This is a genomic window from Dyadobacter sp. HNCC25DJ183, assembly GCF_056895175.1.
Genome location: NZ_JBXHAP010000002.1, coordinates 724,129 through 743,310, shown reverse-complemented (window position 1 = coordinate 743,310; position 19,182 = coordinate 724,129). Strand labels below are relative to the sequence as shown.

Annotated in this window: 11 protein-coding genes and 1 pseudogene; 6 read left to right on the top strand and 6 right to left on the bottom strand. The window is 45.3% G+C overall.

From position 1 onward, the window contains the following. Nucleotides 1-59: 59 nt before the first annotated feature. The 4 genes from AC1XTG_RS07090 (at nt 60) to AC1XTG_RS07075 (ending at nt 5,586) form a co-directional block, all read left to right on the top strand. Nucleotides 60-1,874 carry a PorZ beta-propeller-like domain-containing protein gene (locus tag AC1XTG_RS07090; protein ID WP_484841469.1) on the top strand — a complete coding sequence of 605 codons (1,815 nt, stop codon included), beginning with the start codon at nt 60-62 and terminating at the stop codon, nt 1,872-1,874. Nucleotides 1,875-1,927: 53 nt separating this feature from the next. Then, nucleotides 1,928-2,566: a uridine kinase family protein gene (locus AC1XTG_RS07085; protein ID WP_056280536.1), complete on the top strand. Its 639-nt coding sequence runs from the start codon at nt 1,928-1,930 to the stop codon at nt 2,564-2,566. A gap of 36 nt (nt 2,567-2,602) precedes the next feature. After that, nucleotides 2,603-3,322: a hypothetical protein gene (locus AC1XTG_RS07080; RefSeq protein WP_056280534.1), complete on the top strand. Its 720-nt coding sequence runs from the start codon at nt 2,603-2,605 to the stop codon at nt 3,320-3,322. 479 nt (nt 3,323-3,801) lie between these two features. Further along, nucleotides 3,802-5,586: an asparagine synthase-related protein gene (locus AC1XTG_RS07075; protein WP_484841468.1), complete on the top strand. Its 1,785-nt coding sequence runs from the start codon at nt 3,802-3,804 to the stop codon at nt 5,584-5,586. Between the two features lie 3 nt (nt 5,587-5,589). Here AC1XTG_RS07075 and porU2 (AC1XTG_RS07070) read toward each other — a convergent pair whose 3' ends face one another. Together porU2 (AC1XTG_RS07070) and porU2 (AC1XTG_RS07065) are read right to left on the bottom strand one after the other, a co-directional pair. Continuing rightward, nucleotides 5,590-8,904 carry a putative type IX secretion system sortase PorU2 gene (porU2, locus tag AC1XTG_RS07070; RefSeq protein WP_484841467.1) on the bottom strand — a complete coding sequence of 1,105 codons (3,315 nt, stop codon included), beginning with the start codon at nt 8,902-8,904 and terminating at the stop codon, nt 5,590-5,592. 72 nt (nt 8,905-8,976) lie between these two features. Then, the gene (porU2, locus tag AC1XTG_RS07065; protein ID WP_484841466.1) at nt 8,977-12,000 is read right to left on the bottom strand and encodes a putative type IX secretion system sortase PorU2; all 3,024 of its coding nucleotides are present in this window, start codon (nt 11,998-12,000) and stop codon (nt 8,977-8,979) included. A gap of 326 nt (nt 12,001-12,326) precedes the next feature. On the opposite strand from porU2 (AC1XTG_RS07065), the gene AC1XTG_RS07060 reads away from it, so the two are divergent. After that, nucleotides 12,327-13,010: a hypothetical protein gene (locus AC1XTG_RS07060; protein WP_157474563.1), complete on the top strand. Its 684-nt coding sequence runs from the start codon at nt 12,327-12,329 to the stop codon at nt 13,008-13,010. A gap of 252 nt (nt 13,011-13,262) precedes the next feature. Next, nucleotides 13,263-14,789, top strand: a complete 1,527-nt coding sequence (locus AC1XTG_RS07055) for a malate:quinone oxidoreductase (RefSeq protein WP_056280522.1) — start codon at nt 13,263-13,265, stop codon at nt 14,787-14,789. Between the two features lie 154 nt (nt 14,790-14,943). On the opposite strand, the pseudogene AC1XTG_RS07050 reads toward AC1XTG_RS07055, so the two are convergent. The 4 genes and pseudogenes from AC1XTG_RS07050 to AC1XTG_RS07035 all read right to left on the bottom strand — a co-directional run bounded on the left by AC1XTG_RS07050 (nt 14,944) and on the right by AC1XTG_RS07035 (nt 19,043). Then, nucleotides 14,944-16,195: pseudogene (locus AC1XTG_RS07050) on the bottom strand (transposase). 117 nt (nt 16,196-16,312) lie between these two features. Further along, nucleotides 16,313-16,909 (bottom strand): Uma2 family endonuclease, encoded by a 597-nt coding sequence (locus tag AC1XTG_RS07045; protein WP_484841465.1) that lies wholly within the window; start codon nt 16,907-16,909, stop codon nt 16,313-16,315. A gap of 86 nt (nt 16,910-16,995) precedes the next feature. Beyond that, nucleotides 16,996-17,841, bottom strand: a complete 846-nt coding sequence (locus tag AC1XTG_RS07040) for a sugar phosphate isomerase/epimerase family protein (RefSeq protein WP_484841464.1) — start codon at nt 17,839-17,841, stop codon at nt 16,996-16,998. Nucleotides 17,842-17,846: 5 nt separating this feature from the next. Beyond that, nucleotides 17,847-19,043 carry an FG-GAP repeat domain-containing protein gene (locus AC1XTG_RS07035; protein ID WP_484841463.1) on the bottom strand — a complete coding sequence of 399 codons (1,197 nt, stop codon included), beginning with the start codon at nt 19,041-19,043 and terminating at the stop codon, nt 17,847-17,849. Nucleotides 19,044-19,182 lie beyond the last annotated feature (139 nt).

Below are 19,182 nucleotides of genomic sequence, written 5' to 3'. Positions count from 1 at the left end.
TCAATCACGATGGACGAAGGGCGAGAGGGGATTGATACCAAAAGGAAACACGCAGACAGATGAAAAATATTCTGGTCACTCTTTGTTTGCTGGGTAACCTTTTGCCCGAGGCCAAAAGTCAGACCATTCCGATCGGACACTGGCAAAACCATTTCAGCAACTTGTCTGCCAGGCAGGTTATGGCTGTTAAAAACCGTATTCTATATAGTACCTACAATGGTTTTTTCAGTCTCGATACTACAACCCGCGAGGTTACAAGTTGGTCGAAGACGGAAGGTTTGCATGATAATGGAGTAAGTGCATTCGCATTTGAGCCTGAAAACAACCTGCTCCTGCTCGCTTACAGAAGCGGCTACATTGATTTCGTTTACCTTGATGAGAATTTAGCACCTGCTGAAATAGCCGGCTGGTCTGTACTGGCTGAAACGGCGGGAATAACAGAAAGTAAGGCCGTTCGTAAGATCGTTTTCAGAGAACAGCTGGCTTATCTGTGTACCGATTTTGGAATTATTGTGCTTGACACTGAAATGCGCCAGGTGAAAGAAAGTTACCGTTATATCGGCGCAGGTGGGATTCAGACAGCAGTGAGAGATCTTGCATTCTCTGCGGATTCGATATTTGCTGCCACCCGCGAGGGTATTCTGGCAGCTTCGATGTCGCCGAGTGTCAATCGTCAATATTTTGCCAATTGGAAGTTGGTCAATGCAAGTGAAAAGGCGATAGCTGTATCCATTTTCAACAATAACCTATATGCTGCATTTTCAGGGAAGGGTGTTTACCAATTGTATAAAGGCAGCTGGCAAACCGTCTTTTCCTCCCCAAGTGAATATTTAAACATTGACACTTCTGAAAATGAAATGCTGGTAACTACTCCCCGCGAGATCGTTTCAATCAACGCGCAAAACAAAGTATCTGTGAAAGTCGATCCGATGTTTAAAGCCCTGGCGACAACCATTCGCGAGAACGGGCGACTGTGGACAGCCGACGGAAAAGCGGGATTACTCACGAATGCAGGGACAAGCTTTCAACCGGTATTACCTGCTCAAACGGATACGACAATCAATGCAAGCCTCGATTCGGTGGTGATCGACTGGGCGGGAACAAGCTGGGCACGTATTCCTGATTATCAGGGCGGCGGCATTCTTGTCAAGAATACCGCTGGTCAGCAACGAATTTTATCTGCTTCAATCGGATCAGGCAGTCTGCCGTCGAACGTGATCAACAGCCTTGCACTGGACTATGAAGACAATGTCTGGTTTGCAAGTGACAAAGGCGCGGGGTACTTTGTGCCTGATAATGTGCTGGACGGCGGGCGCATTGACGCGATCCTTCCCATTTACGGACAACGGAAATTGTTCAGCAATGAAAAATGTACCGCAATTGCCGTGGAGCCGGGCAACAGAAAGTGGATAGCAACTCGGAACGGACTTTACCAATTCAGCGCGGACGGAACGGAGCTTCTGACCATGTTCAACACAGAAAACAGTCCGCTACCTTCCACCGATATTCACGCATTGAGATTTGACCCCGCGCAGGGTTTGCTGTTTGTGGACACTGCAAATGGAATGGTATCTTATCGGAGCGATGCCAGCGAAGCTTCCCAAAACCTTGATCAGGTCACCATTTTCCCTAATCCCGTCCGGCCCGATTTCGGGGGTAAAGTGGGCTTTAAGGGTTTAATGGACGGATCGACGGTGAAGGTAACCGAGCTTTCGGGCAGGCTGATTTTTGAAACGCGGTCACAAGGCGGAACTGCTTCGTGGAACCTGGCTGATTATACCGGCAAGCGGGCGCGGGGCGGGGTTTATATGGTCTTCATTGTATCCGGCGACGGAAGCGATAAACTTGCCGGTAAGCTGGCAGTTATTAACTAATATTTTCTAATTTAATTTTCAGGATATCCTGTTTTCAGGATCTCAGCAGCATTATGATAACCCAGGAAAAACCCCCATACATTGTTGGTATAACAGGTGGAAGTGCGTCAGGCAAAACCTATTTCATGAAGAGCCTGATCGACTCTTTTGGAAAGGATGAAATCACGCGTATTTCCCAGGATAACTATTACCGGCCCATACACGAAATCCCGCGGGATGAAAATGGGGTGGAAAACTTTGACTTACCTGAGACGATAGACCATCATTTGTTTGCCGAACACATTGCTGTTCTCCGGGCCGGCAGAGAAGTGCATCAAAAGGAGTACACGTTCAACAATCCGTTGATCAAGCCGGAAATGCTTATATTTGAACCACGTCCGATCATTATAGTTGAAGGTATATTTGTCTTTTACTTCCCTGAAATTGCGCGGCTTATTGATCTCAAAATTTTTGTTGACGCCAAGGAACACGTTAAAATAAAAAGGCGCATTATTCGTGATAATAACGAACGCGGCTACGATCTAGATGATGTGCTTTACCGCTGGGAGCATCATGTCGCGCCAACTTATGACAAGTTTATATTACCTCTTCGGTCCGAAGCCGATGTTATCATTAATAACAACAACCGGTTTGACACGGGCTTGCAGGTACTGATCGGCTTTTTGAAGGCCAAACTTCAAGAGCGCGTCTAGTCAGTTTGAATCATTTTACAATTAAAATATCCCTCAATGAACACATTTACACACATTGCAAAAAACAGGTCACTTAAAAACTGGGCGTTGATGCTCTTTGCTTCATTGTCACTCGCCGCATGCGATGGCGACAATGCTGAGCCGGTGGATACCTATCAGTATTATCCTCTGGAAGTTGGCCGGTATGCGGTTTACGATGTCCGGGAAGAAGTCTACTCCACAGGCCAGGCTAATCCCGTGATCAAGAGCTGGCAGGAGAAGGACCAAATCGAGCGCGTTAATGTTAATGCAGAAGGTATCTCCACGTACACCTATTCCCGGTCCACCCGAAACAAAGCGGGTGAGTACTGGACGAAAGTCAAAGAGTTTGCTGTTCAGAAATTCCCGGACAAGATCCTGACAAACATTGACAACCAGACTTTCTTTTCAATGGCATTTCCAATTGACACGCGAATGAGCTGGAATGGGAATACTTACAACAATCTGGATAAGGAGGAATACCATTACGAAGATTTCGGGTTACCTGCGAAAGTTGGAGATCAGGATTTCGAGAAGGTATTGAATGTGGTGGAGCGAAATGACAGTTCCATTATCAACAGGTACGTTGGTATTAAGCAGTACGCACTTGGTGTAGGCCTCATTACTGACCTACAAACATCTTTCGAATTCTGTCAGGATGAAGCTTGCATAGGATCTGGCAAAATCGACTCTGGAACCCGAAAAACAAGGAAAATTGTTGAATTTGGAGCAGAATAATCCAGAAATTTCTAGGATTTCCAAACTTTTTCATTTTGTTTTTTCACATTTAATCCCCTCAAAATTTGCATATTAGATTAAAGTAGCTAATTTTACGGCGGATACTGGTAAAAATCATTTTAATCAATTACACATGAGAACAGTGACATCGCACTCTACACAGACAAAAAAGTCTTATCGCAAACCGGTTTTGAACAGATTCGGTAATGTGGCGAAACTAACAAAAGGAAAAATTGGCAGCGCTCAGGATCTAGGTCCAACGTTTGACTTTTCTGAATAGTCTGTAAGTATTTGAGCATTCAAAAAAGTCCGTGAATCAGTTAATGGTTGTTGAGGGAGTAATATCTTTCGAAAACAACATCAACCACACTGAAAACAACCAGTCTGGTACAATTAATTGGGCAAACGGATTTTTAAGATTACAAAAATCAGCTCCGATAAGTAACCTCAGTAAACAGGTTATTTTCGGAGCTAATTTTTTGCATAAACCTCAAAGTGAAATACTGACCCCGGCTGAGGTAGATCTGCCTTCTGAGAACCAATATATCGAGCATCCAGAGCATATTTTGCACGAATTTGAATGGGGTATCTGGTTCAATGAGGTAACACAAACGCTTCACTTAAAGCGTGATATCTTCGGCACTGCTCCTTTTTACTACCTCCACGTCTCCAACCGATTCGTAGCCTTTTCTAATAGCCTGGTCACATTGCTTCAAATGGAAAGCGCCAGAGCTTACCTAGAAGTTGATAAGGCGCGTATTCTTAATTACATCAGCTACCGGAGAGACCAGGCAAGAAGTTATACTGACCGTACTTTCTTTGAAAATATCAGGACAGTACTCCCAGGTCATACAGCCGTTATCAATGCTACGGAAGTAAATTTAGAGCGATACCTCCATTTCTCTCCATCTAAATGGAACAATATCACTACCATTGAAGAGCTCGGCCATACTTTCAAAAAGTTACTTTTCAAATCGGTAGCGAAATCCCTTGAAGGACCGACCGAACCTATTGGTTCCCATTTGAGTGGCGGCTTGGATTCGTCTTCTTTAAGCACTATTACAAATCTGCTGAACCCGGATGCGGAACTGCACACTCTTTATCTGGATACGAAAACAAAGTATTCGGATGAATCTGATTACGCGTCTGCAGTAGCGGATAAAATCGGATCCATTCACCACAAGGTGCCTCCACAAACTAACGATTTCGCGCTTTTCTCGCTTTACACCTCTCTTTACGGGCATCCCGAATGCATGGTGATCAGCCCATCTGCACAGGGAAGCCTGATGAAAAAGGCGGCTGAGTTGGGCTGTAAGTCCCTGCTGATCGGGCACGACGGGGATTCAGTTGTGGGAAGCGGGCTGGAATTGATCAGACAAACTTACGCGAAACGGAATTGGGAAGAACTTAAATCGCTGATCCGGTTACGGATTCAATACACGTCTCTGACCAAGAACTTCCCTCAATGGGATGCTTATAATGATGATAAAAAGTACGAATTGTACAAACGGTCGCTTGTTGTTGAGGAGTTTTATCGTGAGCTAAGACAACTATCTGTAAGCCAGGCGGCAAGTCTCTTACTGACCTCATCCAGTCAAATGAATGTGTCGCTCTGGCACTTCTTCAAGAAGGGAGTCAGCGCTTTTAAGAACAGGCTTTCAAGGATCAGCGGCGATAATCTGCCGACCTCGGTCGCAACGGAATACCTCAACGATGCTGAAATGCAACGCGACTCACAGGAAACGTCCAACCTGCTGAGGGGAGAACTTCCGGAACAATATAAAATGGGGCTTGACGACGTTTTCAATGCACAGTCAATCATAGCCAGTGAACAATTTTTCGCATTAGGGCGCCACTACAACATTGTCAACCTGTTTCCTTTTTACGACAAGGATCTCTTTGAATTTTGCCTGTCAATTCCGATGCGGACGAAATTCGGAGTTGGGTTGGGGCGGCAGCATTTCAGAGAGGCTATGAAGGATCTCTTGCCCGAAAATGTGCGTACCAGGCCACTTAAAGCCAATTTCAGTATCTACGGGAGGCAGGCTGCATTGCGACTGGCTACACAGTCGAAAGCGTTAATGGAAAAAGAGGATAATCCTGTTTGGCAATATGTAGAGAAAAGCAAATTTGAAGAGTGCCTCTCGATCCTTTTTACGGAGGGCTTGCCGGATTATAAACATTCCCGAAGCCAGTTCTTTGTGACCAGGACAATCTCACTTGCCATCTGGCTCAACTGGCTCCGGGAAAACAATCTTTACTGATTACTATCTTGTAAGTGCGATCCGCCCAGTGATCGATTTCTCAGTGTTGCCTGAAAGCTTCACCTGGTAGATGTAAATGCCAGATTTGACATTTTGACGGGGAAGCCAGTACCATTCTTTAATAACCTGCTTCTCAGCACGCTCAGATCCTGAGTCTACCAAAATGCCGTTCAGGTTGTAAATCTTCCAGGTAATTGAATCGTAAACATCCTGTCCAACATTTTCCAGAGCAAACCTCACGTATTCAGATGCCGGGTTAGGACTTGCGATCAATGCACTTCGCTGCACGTTTTCAGGTATCACAAACAGGATCCGGTACGATTTGACAGATGCATTGCCAGAACCATCTTTGCTGCTCACTAACAGTTCATAAGTGCCAGGAATCAGATTATCAAACTGGTAATTAAAGCTCAATGATCGTTCCGAATTTTCTACAATTTCAATCCCACTGGAATGGGCGAGTCTTATAAACTCGCAGGAATCATCCTGACACGATTTAAGAAATATATCGACTAATGATGAGTCCGCAGAAAGCAGACGGTCATCTTCGAGCACAACTTCAATCGAGGGATTTGATGAAACATAATCACCATTCCTGATTGTCCTGCCATCGATCATTACATTCATAATGGGCGCTACAACATCTTTCAAAGGCTCGGTCGGGTAAAAACTCTGATCTTTTGCCCTGTCCCAGTCGATCACCAGATCGGAATAGTTATTCTTCCTGGAAGTTTCGCTGATCGTACTGTCCGGATCTATTCTCACGATAATTCTTGCCAGATCCTTATTGTTGACAACCGCAACAAGCAAAGTATCACGGCTGGCAAATGCATTGACCGTTGCCGACAATGCACGCTTTGTGCCGTCCTTATACTCGTAACTCACCTCCACAGGCACTTTCTGGTCTTTTATGTACCTGCCATGATTTTCAATGATAATGCCGGTAGTGAGGTTAGCCGAATTCCCGATCGATTTATTTTTTTCCTCCGACCGGATAAAGATCGCCTCATCCGCATCAAGTGCGTAATCTGCATTTGCTACACTTACCAATTTCAGGGTGGGATCACCTTGTAGAACGGACTGATGTATGTTCGCTATATCATACTCGTTAGCGCCGGCTTTCAGTACCTTTTCGTTTGCAATCAGCTGTATTTGCCCAATGGATAAGTTGGAAGTTTGTTCATCTGAAAAAATGCCTGCATATAGTTCGTCCAGGTAACCTGTAAGCGGACTTATAAACCCTTCATAAGAATTAGCAATGACAGCAATCGCGCCCTTTTTAGGAGCTATCATCCAATCCAATGACAATGGAGCACGATTGTTGCCCGCACTCGGGCTGGTATTCGTTTTACCGGCGAAGATATTGCCGACACTGCATCCGTTAAAATACATCAATGGGTACTTTCCCGCATTGTCGTAACCACGATCCACATCCGATACATACCCGATATCCGGATCAGTTATAGTGGAACTACCGTGACCGAAAAAGGTAATCATCCCTACACCGGCGTTCACCTGAGGTGTGATATTTACTTTCTCGACCTCCGCCATTGCCTGTTGTTTTGTAAGCGCGATAACCTTGCCACCTACCCTTCCATTCTCAACAGCCGGTCGCTCCCGTTCCAACAAGTTTTTTAGCTGGGTTATTTCAGATACCGATTTCCCACCGCTTAAATGTAATATCTGCTTCTGCCAGCCGCGATCCTCTGCTTTGCTGTGCTCGTACTCTTTTACTTTATCAAGGTAACTTAATACCTGCTCATTTGTAATGGAATGCAGCCTACCGACAGGTATAGCCGCGTTGTCTATGGAAGCGCCTGCAATACCAGACACCAGCAGAAGATCGGAGCCAGGGTACCCAACAGTCGGAACTTCGTCCGGTATTCCTCTCTTCATGCGGTCCACATAAGAAGTGGCAGAACCGATTAGAAAAAGATTCCGGTTTTTGTTTCCATCAGCCAGTATATAGTCCATAAACCCACGTATCCCCAGCGGGCTGGGCTCTCCGTAGTTAAACTGATTATATAGGTCTTTAATATTTGCAACCAACACAGAATGCCCGCCCCCTGCCGCTGAACTGCGGTAAGCGGCGTAAGTCTGTGAGCTGCTAAGCAAATTCTCACTTGTAATTATGATGAATTCAGCTTTTGTACGATCATAGGCTTTGAAATCAACCGTACTGATCTTCGCAGCATCAACAGTAACTACTTCGCTGGTAGCAAGCAATTTCAATTCTTTGCTTGCTTTGCGGGGAACCATTAGATTGGCCGGGTCTCCCGAGATTACTTTTAGTGTATCAGTAATATCGTACAATACAGAACCGGTTGCTAACCCTGCAATATTTAACCGGCTTACACTTTCCTTGGAGGCAGGCAAAGAAAATTCGTATGACTTTTTTGATTGTGCAGATAGCGTTTGTAAATAAGTAACTGTAAAGTAGCCCAGCGAAAACGCCTCGTAAGCCTCATTGCTGGGCGATTTCAATGCAATTACTCCTTTGTTAGCCTGGTCTAAATCTCCCGGTAGAATATCGAATTCAAATTCCGATCCAACGAAATCTCTGCTCGTTATCTTTCCGACTAAACGCAAGTCCTGGGCTGTTTTCCCAATCGAAACCTCCACATTTCGCAGGTTATTACTCCTTCCATGAATAAGCATTTTCAGCCTTGGCCTATTTGTAGCTACATCAATCGGGTTGGTGAGTTGAACGGGATAGGTTACTTGTGTATTTTTCACGACGGCCGGACCTGTGCGACTTGCTCCATCCTCAAAAAAAGAGTTGGACAAATGCGGTCTCAAAGGACTCGGGGTAATGAGAGAGTAGTCTGTTTTAAGAATATAAGGATCTTTCGCGATGTGACTTACCGTGGCAGGCACCTTCATGTCCACTGCCCTCGTAATTGTTTCTGCCCGAAGCGATTTTGAAGTCGAAACAGTAAGAAAATATGCGGTTTCATCCGAATACATACTGAAATAAGGATTCAATCGCGCGCTGTAAGGACGATACAGCAGGGAATCCCTTTTACCTTCATTGGGAACTCCGTAAAATATGATTTCATTGTTGATGATCGAAATAGCTACCTGCTTTCCATAATGCCACAGTTGCAATTTGGCCTGTTCAGAAACGGGAAAGCTGGCTGGCAGAGCCGAAAGCGGCACTTTGTGAATACCTTTTGCACTCACCAGAATTTTGAGATAAGGCTGGTCGTACTTAATCCAGCTGTTATCATAAGACTTGCCCGCCTGCCCAAAGGACAGATTTGCAGTCAGAATAAAAATCAGAAGGGAGATGTTGTAGAGAGTGTGTCGATAGTTCATTTATGATTTTGGTTTATAATAAAGAAGGTATAGCAAATAACGATCTGCTATACCTTCTTTATTATACGTGCATTATTTCTTGATCAATTTCTTGGAATAGGTATCTTCTGCTGTTGTGGTTACCTCCAAAACATACTCTCCGGAAGGCAGGTCGCTTGTATTGATTTGATTCGAAGTCAGACCCTTACGTCTCACTTTTCCGTTCAGGTCAATCAGTTTCCAGCTTTTCATTGAAACTGGCAGGTCAAGCTTGATTTCAGCCTGGTCCGTTGCCGGGTTTGGAGAAATAATGAGCGCGCTTGAAAAAGGTCTGTCAACTGGAACGATCTGCGAAGTTGTTTTTTTACCGTCAACATTCTGTCCATTTTCAACAGTACTCCTGTCTGTCTGAACCAGCCTGTAATAGCTTTTTCCGGAAAGTGGTTTGTTATCATACCAAACATAGCTGCTTGGTGAATCAGTGTCGCCTTTTCCTTCCACGAGACCAACTACCTCAAAATTCTTCGCATTATAGCTTCTCTCAATTATGAAGTGGCTGTTGTTCTTCTCAGAAGCCGTTTTCCAGGTAACTTCAACCGAACTCTCGCCTACTGCTTTTGCATTGAAGTAGCTGAGATCGACTGGCAAACCACCTTCTGTGCTGAACAAGATCTGGATAGCAGGATCTCCGATCAATACCGTCTGATGCAGTTGTGCCCTTCTTTTCTGATAGTCAGCGGCAATTCTCGCATTATCAGCTGACATTCTGTAAGGATTCGGATTGCTTTTTGTTTCGTGAGAAGTAGCCCTTAAAATATTCCCCAATGTCTGGCGGGCTTTATCAGGTGTACCAAAAATCAATGGATAAAGCTCCTGAAGAAACTCGTTGCAGCTTTCATTATAACCTGAGAACGAGTTACCAAATACAGCAATCGCGCCACGGTCCGGGGTTAAAAGCCAGTCAACTGACTGAGGACGTGAAGAGGAAGAGTTCACACTTGTACTTCCAATGTTGTTGCTGAAAATGTTCAGGATATCACATCCATTGTAGTAAATCACCGGGTATTTTCCATTTGTCGCCGTGTAGCCTTTGGCCGCATCAGAAACATAACCGAAGTTATAGTCCGTCTGATAAGGCGCGCTGTGCCCGAAATAGGTGATCATACCTACTCCTGCATTTACCTGCGACGTGATATCAAGTGTCACGGGGATCGTACCAGCCTGTGCAGCGGGCTTTTTATATTCACTTACAACTCCGCTAAACTGGGTTGTAATTCCACTTACAGTAGCAGCAGTAGCCAGGTTACCAGCATGCAGGTTGATTTCTGCGCTGCTTTTTCCTCCGCTCACATGGATTACTTTTCTTCTCCATGCAAGATCCACATTCGCACTCTCGTAAGTCTTCACTTTCTCAAGGTAACCGTGTGCAAGGTCGTAACTTACCGCAGGGATCCTTCCCACCGGAATAGCCGGCACATCTTCCAGCTCGCCACCAAGACCTTCTACCAGCAATACGTCAGAACTCGGGTAACCAACCGTAGGTACTTCGTCAGGCATTTCTCTCACTGCCTTGTCGTTCCTGCCAATAGAAGGTCCCATTAACAACAAATACTTTTGTCTGTCGCCATTTGAAATCATGTAATCAACAAAGCGTCTTATCGCAACAGGGCTAGGCTCTCCGTAGTTGAACTGATTGTAGATGTCGATAATCTTGAACACGCCTGCTTTATACTTCTCGCCCGGAGAACCATTTGTGCGGTATTCCTTAAATTCATCAGCAGCAGCTTCCAGTGTTTTATTGGTGACGATCAGATAGTTGAAATCAGCAGGATTGATATTCGAGAAGCTGATACTGGCTATTTTGGCGTCTGTAACTGTATATGGAGTCTGGTTGGTTGCCAATAAAGTCAGCTGACTGTCATTGATCCTTGAGAATTGCAGGTTATCTGTTGCGCCGATGACCTTCCTTGGTTTGTCCGGATCTGAAATGTCATAAAAAGAAGCTCCTGCCGGTACATTGCTGATACTTACCTTATTTACGGTTCCTGTCGCTGCACCTGGAAACACAAATTCCGCTGCCGCGGCATTCTGCATATTCAGTGTCTGCGAATAGGTTACCTGATAATAGGTAACCGAAAAACTGTCGTAAACCGTTGTACCCCCAACATTCTCCGAGTTGCCGAGTGTTGTAAATCCGAGTACTGCTTTTCCGTTCGCATCCAGATCGTCAGGTTGTACATCAATGGTGAATTCAGCGAAGTAGAAGCCAGGGATGGATACTTGTGTAGCCTCTCGTAATGTAGCGGCGGTTTTCCCAATGTAAACTTTAATCACCCGCGATCCTCCGAATGAAGGGAAGTAACTTCTTCCATGGATCAAACCCTTGATCTGCGGATTACCGGAGCCTGATTTATTCGTTACCTGAACCGAGAATTCTGCACCGGTTGCACCATTTTTTGTCCAGGTTGGATTACCGTCATCATAAAGGCTCGCGCCTGTTCTCGTCTTCCCGTCTTCAAAGAAACTGTTGATATTTGGCGGACGCATTGGAGAGTAAGCCGCGTGCGAATAGTCGTTCTGGAAAGTTTTCAGGTCGGTTTTAACGTGCGCATCCAAGACAGTCGCGCCAGGATTATTAAGCTGTACAGAAGCTGCGCGGGCGCCCGCCTCTGCTCCTACTGTGAGGAAGTAAGTACTTTCGTCAGAATAGGCGCTCCAGTAAGGATTTACGCGGGAAGAAGTCGGACGATAAAAGAGCTCATCAGACTTACCGTCATTGGGTACCGCGTAAAAGAGAATTTCAGTATTATCAGCTTTGATGATATCAACCTGCCTGCCGCGGTGGTACAGCTGCAACAGCGATTTGTCGGCATTCTTGATCGAGCTGGGCAATGCCGCAGAGTTCATTGCAATCCTGTAAATGCCCTTTGAGCGCGTGTAAGTGTTGTTACTGCCTGGAATTGCACCTGCTTTGATGCTTACCCAGGGTTGATTGTACTTTCCCGCAAGCCATTCATTTCCGTACGCCCCGCTCCATTGAGCATGCAATTCACCAAAGCTGATCAATGCAAAGACAAGTAGTACTAAGAATTTTTTTGTAAAATTTTTAGATTTCATAAGGTTTAACAAAATGTTATAGTGTTTCTGTTTTCAATGCGAGAGCCTGGAAAAGGTCTGCGAGGTGAAGGGTATCCGTGGAAAAAAGCTGTAACTGATAGAAAGAATGGATTTTAGCATGAAATTACAACATCTTGAATAAGCTAACAAATTTTCCGCAAGATCAATAGAACATATACTACAAAAACTTACCGCGGCATCTACTTTGCTCTCCGAATTGGATTCACTCAGTGCATATGATCGGGGACAGCGGCAATTCGGGTACAATTTTTTTGCAAAGAACGTTACGTTCACAAAGCTTTACTTTGTGACCAATAGTGTATTTTTTGCCACCCACTTTAGGTATTTCTATTATTCACCGTTTATTTGCACAATCTATTTCTATTTATTTTAACTTAATCGATACAGCTATGCTTAAAAAACTAATTGTAATTGCTTGGATTGGTATTGTTGGGGTATCCCTCAGCTGCGAAGGCCCACAAGGGGAAGTTGGCCCTGCCGGCACAGCAGGAGCAGCAGGCCCGGCGGGACCCGCAGGACCAGCAGGACCGAAAGGTGATACCGGAGTAGCCGGTAAGGACGCTCTGGGAGCAAGAGAACTGATTACAGCTCCTAACCAGCCAAGTACCAATGGCGGCTACACAATGGGAAAAAACAACCTTTCAGCAGCCGATACAGCAGCGCTTGCAAAAAGTGTAGTGGTCGTTTTCATTCAAAGCCAGAACCTTTGGTGGGCAATTCCTGGAAAAGTTGAGTTTGGAGAAGGAAAAAGCACAACCTTTAACTTCATCACACTGCTCAGAGGAAACCAGTTCTTCATAGATATTCGTCCGGTAAGCTGGTCTGAAGATCAGCCAACTGCTCCGGAAAGAACATTTCAGAGAATTCGCGCGGTCATCATTCCTAGCAAATCGTTCCGTGCCAATGCAGGTGTGAACATGAACAATTACGAGGAAGTTGTAAAGGCTTATGGCATCAAAGAATCAGACATTATAGAAGCAGATATCTAAGCGATTGGAGCTGCCATCAGAAAGGTACAGGTGCACTTTGCATACTGTACCTTTTTTTATGCCTGAGTTCTTCGCTTTTTGAAACTTAAGAAGTTTTAATTGCCCGTAACCAAGAACTTGTAACCCGCCATAAATTTATTTTTTGAAATTATACTATTTTCGAAACAAAAGGCACTAGCTAATTTGTTATCTAACTGCATTTTGTACTTTTCCGGGTTTGCATCCCGCTAAACATATCTTACTTTTTTCGTTATGAATACCAAAAAGTCTTCAAAAACGAGCTCTCCTGACGTGGTTTTGATTGGTGCGGGAATCATGAGCGCAACCCTGGGCGTCTTGCTCAAAAAGTTAAATCCTGCTACTACTATTTCCATATTCGAGCGCCTTGACCGTGTTACTGCCGAAAGTTCCGACGCATGGAACAACGCAGGCACCGGGCACTCTGCTTTTTGCGAACTCAATTACACACCGCAGCTTCCTGACGGTTCTGTGGAAACCAAGAAAGCGATCAAAATCGCTGAATCGTTTGAAGTATCAAAAGAGTTCTGGGCGCACCTGGTGGAAACGGGCGTGATCGACAGTCCTGCTGACTTTATCTACAATATTCCGCATATGAGTTTTGTGTGGGGTGATGAAAATGTAGACTACCTGCACAAGCGTTACGAAGCGCTGACCAGCCACCACCTTTTCCGTGGAATGGAATATACCGAAGACCAGGAAGAAATCAGTTCCTGGATCCCGCTCATTATGAGAGGCCGCGAAAAAGATCAGAAAGTGGCGGCTACCAGAATGCAACTGGGTACAGATGTAAACTTTGGCGCATTAACCCGCGCTATGTTTGACTATCTTGAAAAACAGGACGGTGTAAACCTTTACCTGAACCATGAAGTAGACGATCTCACGCGCAACCGTGACCGATCATGGAACATTGAGGTGAAAGACCGTGATACACGCAAGTCGCGCAATGTTCAGGCTAAATTTGTATTCATAGGCGCAGGCGGAGGCTCTCTCCCATTGCTCGAAAAGTCGCGCATTCCGGAAGGAAAAGGCTTTGGCGGATTCCCTGTAAGCGGACAGTGGCTTGTTTGCAACAAACCTGAAATCATAGAAAAACACCAGGCAAAAGTATACGGAAAAGCTTCGGTAGGTTCGCCTCCGATGTCTGTCCCTCACCTGGATACCCGCATGATCGATGGGAAAAAGGCGTTGCTTTTTGGGCCGTACGCAGGATTTTCAACTAAATTCCTGAAAAATGGTTCTTACCTGGATTTACCATTATCAATTAAGCTGAATAACATCAAGCCGATGCTTGCAGCCGGGATACACAATATTCCGCTTACCAAATATCTGATCGACCAGGTTCGTCAGTCTCCTGAGGACCGTGTTGAAGCATTAAGAGATTACTTACCGGATGCAAAGCTGGAAGACTGGGATTTGTTGAAAGCAGGTCAGCGCGTTCAGGTGATCAAAAAAGATGAAAAAGAAGGTGGTGTGCTCGAATTCGGAACCGAAATGGTAACTGCCGCTGATGGTTCACTTGCTGCATTGCTGGGCGCATCTCCGGGTGCTTCTACATCGGTATCCATTATGCTCGATCTGATTAACCGCTGCTTCCCGGAAGCAAAATCTTCGGATTGGCAGACTGCATTCAAAACAATGATCCCGTCTTACGGGCAGTCTCTTGCCAAAGATTCGGAGCTGGCTGCGAAGACCCGCGCCTGGACCACGGAGATACTTCAACTGAATGCTTCCAGATTAGAAGAAGAATTAACAGCCTGATTTCTCAGGTCGATATAAAAGTAAAGAGGGTGTCTCATTTTAAAAATGGGGTACCCTCTTTTATTTTGGTTTTTGTTAATCAAGAATAGCTGTTCAAAATCCTGGATCCAAAGCTAATCAGCTTTATCTGACAATATTGATGTAAGCAGTCCTTCTAGGCCACCCTTTTTCTGAGATTTTGGGCTAATGCGATCAATCCCCACTCGATTTCGACCTTTTGTTTGCCACGGAGCATGAACCGGCGGAAGCCGTGGTTGTGTTTTATATTTCCGAAGACAGGTTCGACATCAAAACACCGCTTCTTTCGTTTGGCAATGCCTTCTTCACTTGTTAGTAGCTCATCTGCTTGCTGCTTTTGCCTTTCCAGATTGACATTTACCTGAATGATCCGATCTGCTTGTGATTTGTGGCAAGCTCCGTTTAATGGGCAGCTTTGGCAGTTTTTGGCTTTGTAAAGCCTGACGGTCTGTTCAAAGCCGGTCGTTGTTTTCCTTGTCCGGTCACCTATGTAAGCCATTTTCTGGCCCATCGGGCAGATGTAATGGTCTTGCTCAGGATTATAATAAAGCTTGTTAGTCGAGAACGGATGTTTCTTGTTAAAGGCGTGGTTTTGGCGTTTGTCAAACAGGTTGTACTTCACAAAGGCGGTCGCCTAAAATAGCCTCTTGTTGCTCATAACGGGTGATATTGGCCGGGTAGTGTTTGGTTACGTAACCCAGTTTGGCTTTCATCTTCTTGTCAATATTTTCTTTCTTGCCAAGCACCTGGTTAAGCGTATCGACCGTATCCTGCACTTTCTCTTTGTTGATTCCGGTCAGGTCTGGCGGTTCTGGCAGGTTGTCCTCGGTGGCAGCCACGCTCTGGGCATACGACCAGATCTCGGACAGCTGCTTTTTCATCTTCTCTTTGTTGGTGGCGATGGCCTTCTTCCAAACAAAGGTGTATTTATTAGCATTGGCCTCGATCTTAGTGCCGTCGGTATATACTTCCTCAATACTTAAATAGCCTTCCTGGGCAAGCAGACTGACTACTTGTTCAAAAATCGTTCGGAACGTATCTTTTAAACGTATGCCCCGAAACCGGTTAATGGTGTTATGATCAGGGAAGCTCATCGAGCTCAGATACATAAAGTAAATGCTCTCTTTGCATGCTGCTTCTAGCTTTCTACTCGAATATATATTGCTCATATAGCCGAATACGAGCACTTTTAATAGCATCTGAGGATGGTAGCTCGCAGGACCAGTGAGGTAGTAGGCAGCATTGAGCGGCTCTAAATTGATCTTATTGATCACATCATCGACCACACGCACAACGTGGCCTTTTGGGACCAATTCTTCTAAATTTGGAGGAAGCAGCATCAGCTGCTGCTGTTGGTAAGGCTTGAAATTAGGCTGTCGGCGACCCATTTTTCCGGAATTGCTTATGTCTAAAGATAATCAATTCACAAAAATCAAACAACCCTTAAAATGAAAAGAGGATGCCTCATTTGAGACCCCCTCTTTTTGTTTTAAAACCAAATGCCATTACTTGTCTGCAAAAACCTGGGACAAATCAATTGTCAAATCCGGGAGAACAGTTGATCGGAGCAAATCTTTGCTGGTTTTTGGGTGCTGCCCAACATATTTCCCCGCCTCAGACAATGTAAATATTAGTACGTGCTCGTATTCAGGATATACAACCCAATACTCCTTAACGCCGCTTTCTTCGTATATATCAAATTTCTGGTTCATCTCTTTCGCAGAATTACCCGGCGAAAGTACCTCAATAACCAGGTCGGGAGCTCCAATGCAACCCTGATCATCCAACTTGGAGCTATCGCAGATCACGCATATATCGGGCTGCAAAACCGTAGAAATTTCCTGGTTGCTTTTTTTATCCCGGATTGGAAGACGAACATCAAAAGGAGCGGAGTAAGCTTGCGAGGGCTGATCTTTCAAATACGCCCCAATAGCCCCGTTTAAGTTCCAAATAATTTTCTGGTGTTGGCGTGAAGGTGCTGGTAACAAATGAGAAACATACCCACGGATTAGCTCAACGCGTTCTTCAAACTGCCATTTAAGATAGTCCGCGTAAGTATATTGCTTACTAAAGTCGAGTTGTTCAAGTGTGTCTATTATCATGGAGATGTTTTGTTCGCAATGATATCAAATATAGGAAAGCTTTGACATAATCAGAACTGTCCCGCATTGGGAACCTCGTACTTGACTTAAAATGCCAGCGACCGCAAAAAGTGAAGTCCGTCAACTGCGATTGCTTCTTTTGAAGGTTCGATTGTTCGCCAGATTGACGCGGCTTTGGCGATGATCTTGACGTCGGGAGTAAATGATTCGATGACAATGTCACCCTGATAATGAATGTGGTCGAGTGCGGCGAAAATGCGGTCCCAGTTGATCTGATCACCACCCGGCGTGCCGCGGTCACTGCCTGACGCGTGGAGCAGTCCCAGCTTATTTCCTGCTTTTCTGATCGCCAGCGCAGGATCTTTCTCTTCCAGGTTCATGTGAAATGAATCCAGATGCACCAGCAAATGGTCACTTCCCACATCAGCGATCATTTTCAAAGCCTGCTCACAGGTATTGACCATATCCGTTTCATACCTGTTCAATGGTTCAATAGCCAGCATGACATTATTTTCCTTTGCATAAGCAGCCAACCTGCGCAGATTGGTCACAGCAGTCTGCCACTGTCTCAACTTTTTTTCCTCATCATATAAATCAGCGCGACCTACCGATGAATAAATAGGTCCCGCCACCAGCTTACTGCCAAGCACCGGAGCTATATCAATGAGCTGCTCCACATATTCGATGGAAGTGAGCTGCTCCTTTTTATTTCCTCTCAAATCCCTACCCGGCCCGGTTGCCGCACATACCGAGCGACATTCCAGCCCGGCTTCGTCCAATGCTTTTTTAACAAATACGGGATCGATATTCGCAGGATCTTCGATTGCTATCTCAACAAAGTCAAATCCCCATTCTTTAAATTTCGGAAACCAGGAAACACCCTCATTGGTAAAAGGCGACGCAAACAAATAGGTATTGATCCCGAATTTCATATATGTTACTTACCTTTTTGCTGCGTGAAAACCCGTACTCCTTTTTTATTTCCTGTCACGATATCCAGCAAGCCGTCATTATTAATGTCCTCCACAGTCACGTGCAACCCTACTCCTGAATTGTTATCAACCTCGTGCCTGGTCCACGTTGGCGTTTTCCCCGGTTTATATTCAAACCAGTAAACTACTGCGGGCTCAAACTCTCCCGGATCGTTTCCGTGGTGGGCAAAATACCTTTTTCCCGTAATGAAATCCATGTTCCCGTCACCATTGATATCCTTCATTTCCAAACCGTGCGTCTGCGAAAACGAATCGTCGATTGTATGATGACGCCAGATCACATTGCCTTGGGCATCTTTCTGCTGCTCGTGCCACCACACCCCATAGTCATGGGCTGAGGCGCTGAGTACGTCATTCAATCCATCTCCATTTAAATCCATCACATACATTTGCGAACAGTCTTTACCGAGGTCGGCGGGATGAAATTTCCAGTCTTCTTCTTTCCCGTGCTTTGCCGGCCCCTCCGCCGGACCTTCCCACCAGCCTGCTTTCACAAGCACATCTTTCCTCCCATCGCCATTGATATCTCCATACCCGATTCCATGCGTGTACATATGGGTAGAGTTATTAGGATCATTGCTGATTACATACTTTTCCCAGGCTACTTCACCTTTTTTTGCGGGAGATTTCAGCCAGATCACTTTCTTGGCAGTGGGATCGTTACAAAGCAGATCGAGCCTGCCGTCGCCGTCAATATCCACCATCATCGGCGATTCGTTTCCCACCGAGGAATGGATCAGATGCGCCGGCCAGTGTCCTGGCTTTCCTTTCAGGTTTTCGTGCCAATAGGCAGCCTTACCCGGCCAGTCAATCCGTACCAAGTCGATCCAGCCGTCCTGGTTCACGTCCATTGCATAGTCCAGAAACGAGTTACTATAACCGCCATTTACCTGAAAAGTATCGGGTTTCATAATTTCATGTGCCTTCCAGGAAGGCGCCTCAAACCAATACGCCCCTGCCAGCACATCCTTTTTTCCATCCTTATTCACATCCCCCATCGCAGCCCCTTCGGAGATAAACCGCTTCGTTAACTCCGTCTTCTTGAATGTGATATCGCTGCCCTTTTTAGCCTTGGTCTGCGCCTTAGCAAAGCAAGGCATTAAAGCAGCCAGGAGGCAGAGGAATTTAATTTTATGATGCATTTCAATCTTATTTATTTTTCTAAAACCAATATTTTATTCAATCCATAAACCTTTTTGTCACCCTGAGCGGAGTCGAAGGGCGGGCGACCACGCTACTCCCTTCGACTCCGCTCAGGGTGACAAAAAGAGGGTTCAGGAG